The 7,068-nt window shown below is 27.4% G+C and carries 7 protein-coding genes and 1 tRNA gene; 4 read left to right on the forward strand and 4 right to left on the reverse strand.

Going from position 1 to position 7,068, the window contains the following annotated elements; all coding sequences use genetic code 11:
- A partial coding sequence (locus N3D74_06395) for an FAD-dependent oxidoreductase (GenBank protein MCX8095794.1) occupies positions 1–2,324 on the reverse strand: 2,324 nt, incomplete at its 3' end.
- 94 nt (positions 2,325–2,418) lie between these two features.
- On the opposite strand from N3D74_06395, the gene N3D74_06400 reads away from it, so the two are divergent.
- From N3D74_06400 to N3D74_06415, 4 genes are read left to right on the forward strand one after another with little or no spacing between them, the layout of a single operon-like run.
- Entirely contained in the window at positions 2,419–3,060 is a 642-nt protein-coding gene (locus N3D74_06400; protein MCX8095795.1) for an ABC transporter permease, read from the forward strand.
- Complete coding sequence (locus N3D74_06405; protein ID MCX8095796.1) at positions 3,057–4,133, forward strand: ABC transporter ATP-binding protein; 1,077 nt, start codon at positions 3,057–3,059, stop codon at positions 4,131–4,133. The genes N3D74_06400 and N3D74_06405 overlap by 4 nt, the downstream gene beginning before the upstream one ends.
- Positions 4,114–4,734, forward strand: coding sequence for an ABC transporter permease (locus N3D74_06410; protein ID MCX8095797.1), 621 nt, complete (start codon positions 4,114–4,116; stop codon positions 4,732–4,734). The genes N3D74_06405 and N3D74_06410 overlap by 20 nt, the downstream gene beginning before the upstream one ends.
- A gap of 35 nt (positions 4,735–4,769) precedes the next feature.
- A complete protein-coding gene (locus tag N3D74_06415) occupies positions 4,770–5,678 on the forward strand; it encodes a glycine/betaine ABC transporter substrate-binding protein (GenBank protein ID MCX8095798.1) in 909 nt (302 codons plus the stop codon).
- A 66-nt stretch (positions 5,679–5,744) separates the two neighbouring features.
- Here the strand turns inward: N3D74_06415 and N3D74_06420 are convergent.
- From N3D74_06420 to N3D74_06430, 3 genes are all read right to left on the reverse strand, one after another.
- Positions 5,745–5,819: transfer RNA gene (locus N3D74_06420), tRNA-Glu, on the reverse strand.
- A 29-nt stretch (positions 5,820–5,848) separates the two neighbouring features.
- Positions 5,849–6,628, reverse strand: coding sequence for a tRNA (adenine-N1)-methyltransferase (locus N3D74_06425; GenBank protein MCX8095799.1), 780 nt, complete (start codon positions 6,626–6,628; stop codon positions 5,849–5,851).
- The coding region (locus tag N3D74_06430) for a hypothetical protein (GenBank protein ID MCX8095800.1) at positions 6,625–7,068 on the reverse strand (444 nt) is incomplete at its 5' end. The genes N3D74_06425 and N3D74_06430, both read right to left, overlap by 4 nt.

Here is a 7,068-nt window from a genome sequence, read left to right on the forward strand (position 1 = left end):
GTGATGGACCACGCTATAACTTTTCCACCATTTTGAATGAAAGTTTTAAGAAGTTCCTCTGGAGGCATAACATTATATTTTTTAATAATACTTTTAATCATTTTTGTTCCAATGCCAAGCATGTTCATTTTTGAAAGGGTGAGGCGCTTTGCTCCTCTTGGCATCATAAAACCAAACATTTTCTCAATAAAGTTCTTTTTTACAGAAACCTTATAATCTTTTCTTAAAACATTTAAACCCCAGAAAGTACAAAAAATTGAAACTTTTTTCCCCATGGAAAGAGCACCATTTCCAATAATAAGGGATGCCATAACTTTATCAAAATCATTTGAGAATAAAATTATTGAAACTGAATCACTTTTTGGAGTAAATCTTTTCTCTTGAATTTCTTCTTTTTCTTCTTCCTTTTTTAATACTGCTTTTATTATCTTTCCTCTTTCAAGAGAAAGAAGCGATAAGCCTTTACTTTTTGAATAAGCCTTTATGTCATTAAAAAACCCTGGGTCAGTTGCTTCAATTTCAATTAAAGCGCCTTCTTTTACTTTATCAAGAGCTTCTTTTAGTTTCATTAAAGGTCCTGGACAAGATAGACCTTTTGCATCAATTTTTATTACCTCTTCTTCTTTTTTAATTTCTTCCATCTCTTTTTTATTTTCTCCTTCCTTTCTTGAGGCTTTCTCTTTTTCTCCTCCAAAACAAGAGGAGTAAAAAGTTAAACCACCTGCAAGGTATTTTGCATTAAAACCATTATCAGTTAAAAATCTTACAGCATTATATGCTCTTTGACCTTTGCCACAACAAACTATATAAAGTTTATTTTTATCAAGTTCACTTAACCTATTTTTAAGTTCTGTTAAAGGAATATTTATTGAGTTTTCAAGTTTTTTTGCAAGAGTTTCCTCTTTTTCTCTTATATCAAGAAGAATTGCTCCTTTTTTAACTAAATCATCGATCTCAAAAATTGTAACTTTTGGAGCAAGACCTGAAAGATCATCTTCTGCCATTGTTCCAATTATGTTTAGTGGATTTTTTGCATGTCCATATTGAGGTGAATATGCAAAATCAATATCTTTAAGGTCTGTTATTTTTGCATTAAATCTTATTGCAGTTGCTAAAGAATTTATAATTGTATCAACACCATCAAAACCTACTGCTTGACCTCCTAAAATTTTTCCAGAATAAGCCTCATAAAAAACTTTTATATAAAGTGGGTATGCATCAGGGTAATAACCAGCGTGATTAAAAGTTGAAAGACACTCAAATTTATAATTAATCCCTAATTTTTCTAAAGTTTGTGAATTTAAACCAGTTGAAGCACAAGTTTTGTTAAAAACTTTTACAATTGCAGTTCCATAGGAGCCAAGATATTTTGATGATAATCCACATATATTATCTGCTGCAACTCTTGCCTGTTTATGCGTAGGACCTGCAAGAGGAATTCTTGTTTTTGTACCTGAGATAAAGTTTACAATTTCAACTGCATCTCCAATTGCAAAAATATTTGGATCTGATGTTCTCATAAACTCATCAACTAAAATTCCACCTGTTTCGCCAATAGTTAACCCTCCATCTTTTGCTAAATTTACCTCAGGTTTTACACCAATAGAAAAAACAACAAAATCACTTAATACGCTATTTCCATTTTCTAAAATTGTTTCTATTTTATCTTGTGTTTCTTTAAATTCTTTTACACCTGAACCTAAAAAAAGTTTAACCCCATTTATTTCAAGTTCATCATGTATATATGAAATTAAATCTTTATCTATAAAAGATAAAACTTGAGGAAGCGCTTCAACTAAATTAACACTAACTCCTCTTCTTATTAAATTTTCTGTAACTTCTATTCCAATAAATCCACCACCAACAACTGTCGCCTCTTTTTTACTACTCTCAATCTCCTTAACAATTCTATCTGCATCACCAATCGTTCTTAAAGTAAAAATTTTATTAGATTCAATTCCAGGAATTTTTGGTTTTAATGGTGATGCACCTGGTGATAAAACTAAAAAGTCGTATGTCTCTTCAAACTCTTCTTGAGTTTCAAGATTTTTAACTAAAACTTTTTTTTCTTTAGGATAAATTTTTAAAACTTCATGCCTCACAAAAGCATCTATATTATATTTTTTCTTCATCTCTTCAGGAGTTGTTACAAAGAGCCTTTCTCTTGGAACTAAACCTCCAATGTAATATGGTATTCCACAATTTGCATAAGAAATAAAGTAGTCTCTTTCAAAAATTTTTATCTCTGCATCACTCTTTAGTCTTCTTATTCTTGTTGCACATGTCGCCCCACCTGCAACACCACCAATTATAATAACTTTCATACTCTCTCCTTTCTAATAAAATAAATCTCTAAAAAAATTTTATCAAAATAAAATTCTCTTGACAAAAATTTTAAATTTGTTAATTTTATAAAAAATGAATTTCTTAATATTAAATTTTGATAAAATTATTTCAAGAACATTAGAACATATAAGTTTAGTATCTATATCTCTTTTTTTATCAACAATTTTAGGTAGTTTATTAGGTATTTACATATCAAAAAATGAGAGGCTTGCCTCTATTGTTTTAAAAATAATAAGTACTCTTTTTACAATTCCTTCTCTTTCACTTTTTGGTATTTTAATCTCTCTTCTATCTCCATTTAAAGTTGGAATAGGAAAAGTTCCTGCAACTATTGCACTCATCCTTTACACTCTTTTACCAATAACAAGAAATACATATACTGCAATAAAAAATATTGATAGAGGAATAGTTGAGAGTGCTAAAGGAATGGGGATGAAGAATAAAGAAGTAATTTTTAAAGTTATTTTTCCTCTTACACTTCCATATGTTATGGCAGGGATTAGAGTTGGTTTTGTTTTAGGTGTTGGAATAGGTGTAGTTTCTTTTTTAATTGGAGCAGGAGGGTTAGGCTATTTTATTTTTGAAGGAATTGAAAGAAGTAACAAAAATATGATTTTGATTGGAGTTTTTATGATTTCTTTGTTAAGTATAATATTTAATTACTTATTATATTATTTAGAAAAAGTTTTAACTCCAAAAGGATTAAGAGGATGATTGAATTTATAAATGTTTCAAAAAAATATAAAGAAAATTATGTTGTGAAAAATTTAACATGTGAATTTAGAAAAGGGGAGATTTCTATAATTATTGGACCTTCTGGATGTGGAAAAACAACAACTCTTAAAATGGTAAATAGGTTAATTGAACCAACTGAGGGAAATATATTTATAAATGAAAAATCTATTTTTGATATAGATGAAATTTCTTTAAGAAGAAGCATAGGTTATGTTATTCAGGAAATAGGCCTTTTCCCTCATTACACAATTTTTGAAAACATAGCTCTTGTTCCAAAATTACTGGGTTGGGATAGTAAAAAAATTAAAAAAAGAGTCACTGAACTTATGGAACTTATAAATCTACCATTAAACTATCTTGAAAAGTATCCAAAGGAACTTTCTGGTGGTGAAAAGCAAAGGGTTGGAGTTGCAAGAGCACTTGCAGGAGATCCAGAAATACTTTTAATGGATGAGCCATTTGGTGCAATTGATCCAATTAATAGAAAATCACTTCAAGATTTTTTCATTGAGATTCAAAAATCACTTAAAAAAACTGTTATTTTTGTAACTCATGATATTTTAGAAGCACTTAAAATTGGAGATAGAATTTTGATAATGAAAGATGGAGAGATGGTTCAATATGATAAACCAGAAAATATATTAAAAAATCCTAAAAACTCTTTTGTTGAAGCACTTCTTGGAGGAAATAAAACTCTTTTAACTTCATCAATTAAAAAAGTAGTTGATTTTCTTAAAAAAGATTACAGAATAATTGAAAAAAATGATTTAGAAAAAATTAGTGATTATAATGAAAATTTATTTTTGATTAAAGAAAATGGAAAAATTACAAATTACATTTTGAAGAGTGAGTTTATTAAAGGTAAAGCATGTTTAAGAAAGCCTATTTTTATTAATGAAAATGAAAATTTGCTTGAAACAATAATTCTTTTATTAAATAAAGGAGAAAAAATTGCAATCATAAATTGTATAGAAAGAGGAATAATGGGTTATGTTAGATTAGAAGATATGATTAAATTTTTTGAAAAAGAAGATGAATTATCTAATAAATAACTATTATGAAATTTTAATATTGACAAAGAATCACATTTTAGTAACTTTTTTATCTACTATACCTGCAATTTTTATTGGGATTTTTATTGGAGTTTTGTTTTCAAGAAAAAATTTTTTGAAAATTGGTGAAATTATGTTAAATGTTTTTGGAATTTTACAATCAATACCAAGTATTGCATTTATTGCACTTATTTTTACATATACTGGTATAGGACTTAAAACAGTTGTTATATCTTTGTTATTATATTCAATTGTTCCAATAACCTATAATACAATATCTTCAATTAAAATAATTCCAAAAGAGATAATTGAAGCAGGTAAAGGAATGGGGCTAACCAATTTTCAAATTTTAAGAAAAATTGAGGTGCCTTTATCTTTTAAAGGTATTATATCTGGTATAAGAACATCATTTACAATAAATATTGCAACTGCAACAGTTGCAACTGTTATTGGAGTTGATACATTAGGAAAAATTATTTTAATAGGTTTAAGAGTAAGAAAACTTGATATGCTTTGGGTTGGAGGAGTAATAATTGCAATTCTAGCAATTTTCTTTGATTTATTATTTGAGTATTTAGAAAATAAATTTATAAAATGGTAATTTTTTATTATATATTTTAAAATTAGGAGGATAATGTGAAAAGGCTTTTAATTATTTTTATTGTCTTATTTATGCTAGTTTCAATTTTTTATGGATGTACAAAAAAGAGAGAAGAAAAAGAGATAACTCTTGGAGCAAAAGCATTTACAGAAGGTTATATATTAGGTAATCTTGCATCTCTTCTTCTTCAAGAAAATGGCTTTAATGTTAAGGAAAATTTTGGGATGCAAACATTTGTTATAAGAGAAGCATTATTAAATAAGCAGATAGATGGTTATTTTGAATACACTGGAACAGCCTGGTCTGCATTCTTTAAAAAAGATTATTTGATAAGAGACTCTAAGGAGCTTTTTAATGAAGTTAAAAAAGAGGATGAGAAAAATGGAATAGTTTGGATTAATAGAATCGATTTTAATGATACTTATGCACTCGCGATAAGGGATGAAGACAAAATAAAATTTGGAACAACCCTATCATCACTTGCAGAATATATTAATAAAAATCAAGGAAAGGTTAAATTTGCAATAGATCATGAATTTTATGAAAGACCAGATGGATTTGATGCTATGGCAAAATTTTATGGAATGAAATATTCAAAAAATGACATAATAACAATGGATATTGGTTTAACTTATCCAGCAATTGTTGATAAAACAAAAGGAATTGATGTTGCAATGGTTTTTTCAACAGATGGACAACTTAAAAAATATAACCTATTTGTTTTAGAAGATGATAAAAACTTTTTCCCAATTTATAACCCAGCATTTTGTATAAGGAAAGAGGTTTTTGAAAAATATCCTGAAATAGAGAAAATTCTTGAGCCACTCACAAAAGTTTTAACAACTGAAGATATAATAAATCTTAACTATCAAGTTGATGTTTTAGGAAAAGATGAAAAAGAGGTAGCAAGAGATTATTTAAAATCCAAAGGCCTAATAAAATAATTTTAATTTTGTGTCAGACACTAAAGTAAAATGTTAGGGGTTTATTGATAATGATAAATTTAATAATGGTAGCGCCACGGGGAATCGAACCCCGATCTGAGGATTGAGAGCCCTCCGAACTAACCATTGTTCTATGGCGCCACCAAATTTTCTTTTAAATTATACAAAAATTAATATTTCCTTGCAACAATTATAAATCCTGTGTGAGCAACCATTCTATCAATTGGTCTTACAGAGTTTTCTTCTATTTTCCATCTCCTTTCAAGAATTTCAAACATACCTTCAAAATAATAGTTTCTTAATTTATCAAGTTCGCTTTTAAATTTTATAATTTGTTGTATTGTAGGATTGTAAGATATAAGAATTCCACCTCTCTTTAAACCTTTATCTACATTTTTTAAAGCATTCCATGGTTCAGGTAGATCAAGTATAACTCTATCAAAATTTTTGTCTTTTTTTTCTAAACCCTCATTATAAATATCTCTTTTTCTTAAAATAAAATTTTTGGGAATTTCACCAAAAAATCTTATTATATTCTCTTTTAAAATTTCTAAAAAATCATCTCTTAAATCATAAGTTATAAGTTTTCCTCTTTTTCCAATAATTGAAAGAAGATAAATTGAAAGAGCACCACTACCTCCACCTGCTTCAAAAATTTTAAGTCCAGAGTGTATATCTCCATAGATTAAAATTTGACCAATATCTTTTGGATAAATAATTTGTGCTCCTCTTTTCATATGAAGAATAAAATTTGTTTTTTTTATTGGAAAGACAAATACATTAAACCCTTTTGATGTTTTTATTTTAATTCCAAAATTTTTTCCTATTATTTGATCATGTTCTATGAAACCAAGATGAAAATGAAATTTTTCACCCTTCTTAAGTTTTAAAATAAAAACTCTCTCCTTTTTATCTATTATTTCAACTAAATCACCTTCTTTAAATTTCAAGCCTCTTTTCTCCCTGTTAATTTACAGAAATTACAAATATATTCATTTGTAGTTGGCATACCACATATTTTACAATCATATAGATTTGGTTTTTGGGTTTCAAAAAGATTTTTATTTTTTAAAAATCCAAAGTAAAAAGTTCTTTTTATTCCTTTATAATTTTTATCAATAAACTCTATAACCTCTTTTGTTTTACTTAAAGTTACTTTCCCCTTTTTGTATGGACAAACAAATTCAGTGTGAGGAATATTTAATAAATTAGCATATTCTTTAATCTCTTTATCCTGTAAGCGATACAATGGTTTAACTTTTCTTACAAGTTTTTCATTGTAGTTCTCAAGAATTGGATAGTTTCTCGATAGAGTTTCTAAATCCCAATTGAGAATAGCTTTAAAAATAACAGAAATAGCATCATCTAAATTATGACCTGTTGTTAAAGT

This window comes from Caldisericia bacterium (assembly GCA_026414995.1).
Taxonomy (GTDB): Bacteria; Caldisericota; Caldisericia; order B22-G15; family B22-G15; genus JAAYUH01.